Below are 1,519 nucleotides of genomic sequence, written 5' to 3' on the forward strand. Positions count from 1 at the left end.
TTGGCTACGAACCAAGGGGTCGTGGGTTCGATTCCTGCCAGCCGCACCAGAAGATACGAGGGACCAGATTGAAGAATCTGGTCCCTTTTTTCGTTTCCGCCCCTCCTGCGCCATTTCTGCTGGCGCGATTCCTGCATGGAGCCCCGCTCGTGGATAGCGCCCGCCTTCCGCCGCGCCCGACAGCAGCATGAGCATCCCTCCTTCCCGCCCACGCCAGCGGCGCCGCGCACCCGGGGGTTTGCCAATCCGGCACATGCTGCTATAATGCGTGCTTCGGGCGGCTGTAGCTCAGCTGGATAGAGTACTTGGCTACGAACCAAGGGGTCGTGGGTTCGATTCCTGCCAGCCGCACCAATTTATTCAAGAGAATGGCTCAGAAGAAATTCTGAGCCATTTTTCTTTTCGCCCTCCCTTTCTTCATTTCCCCTTCCGGGAGAAGATTCCTACTTCCGCATGCGGCTTCCGCACCTTCCCTCCAGCTCAGCAATATCGCGCATTTCACACGCATTTGTTTTCATTTACTTAATAAAACGCTGACAACGCGCGGGGGCTCATCACCGGAATCGCTCTTCTCTTTTCGTAGGACTCACCCTACGCATTTTTAGCAACTCAGCTTTTTTTTGCTGCTCATCAACCGCAAAAGGTCGAGTTCTCCTATGAAGAGTCCTATTCTGGCAAAGCCGACCGGAAATTTATTGATTTTTGGAATGCAGACCCGATGTGGCGCACGACAGCACGTCCCCACGTGCTTTCTCATGACCTTTTGATAGCATGGAGTTCCCCGATTCTTGAAACCCAAGCTGCAGGACGCGGCTGATTCTATGCGAGGAAAGAAATGAAAAAATCTCTGATTGCTGCAATGGTGTTGGCTACCGCTTCGTTCGGTTCGTCTGCTGTGATGGCTCAGACCGTCATTGGCGACTCGCCGCAGGAACTCAATCTGATCGACAATAGCGCCTTCTTCGGCGATACCTTCGCTGCGGACAACGAGGGCAATACCTTCGCAGACCGTTTCACTTTTACCGTGGACGGCACCGTGGGTCAGAACCTCGATGCAATCATCTCGTCGATCAGCCGCACCGCGGACGTCGGCCTGGACATCACCGGCCTGGCGCTGTACGGTGAAGGCGATACGCTGATTACGTCAGGTACCTCGATGGCGACCGGCGAAATCGACGTCTGGACCATCTCCAGCGATAACCTGGCTGCCGGTGACTACTACCTGCAGGTAAGCGGCTCGATGGTGTCGGCAACGGCAGGCAGCTTCGGCGGCGCCGTGATGCTGGCTCCGGTTCCGGAACCGGAAACCTACGGCATGATGCTGGGTGGTCTCGGTGTCCTGGGCTTCCTGGCACGTCGCCGCAAAGCGAAACAGGCGTAATCGGGCCTGGCTTGAGTTGGACGGAAGCGCTCGCGCGCTTCCGTCAGACCGCTGACAAACCCCGTCTTTTTTACGAAGGCAGGGTTTGTTGCATTTTGAGGCAGCTTGCCCAGGACATTGGGAGCGTACCTGGCGAAA

Annotated in this window: 1 protein-coding gene and 1 tRNA gene; both read left to right on the forward strand. The window is 56.4% G+C overall.

What is annotated here, in order from left to right; all coding sequences use genetic code 11:
• Positions 1–277 precede the first annotated feature (277 nt).
• Positions 278–354, forward strand: a tRNA-Arg gene (locus H162_RS0129685).
• Between the two features lie 481 nt (positions 355–835).
• Positions 836–1,381, forward strand: coding sequence for an FxDxF family PEP-CTERM protein (locus H162_RS0129690; protein ID WP_026355272.1), 546 nt, complete (start codon positions 836–838; stop codon positions 1,379–1,381).
• Positions 1,382–1,519: the final 138 nt, after the last annotated feature.

The sequence above is a fragment of the Massilia niastensis DSM 21313 genome (genome assembly GCF_000382345.1).
GTDB classification, from domain to species: domain Bacteria; phylum Pseudomonadota; class Gammaproteobacteria; order Burkholderiales; family Burkholderiaceae_D; genus Telluria; species Telluria niastensis.

Bases quoted from the DNA above. Each gene is read 5' to 3' on its own strand.
- H162_RS0129690 (WP_026355272.1), top strand. From the start codon at position 836: ATGAAAAAATCTCTGATTGCTGCAATGGTGTTGGCTACCGCTTCGTTC.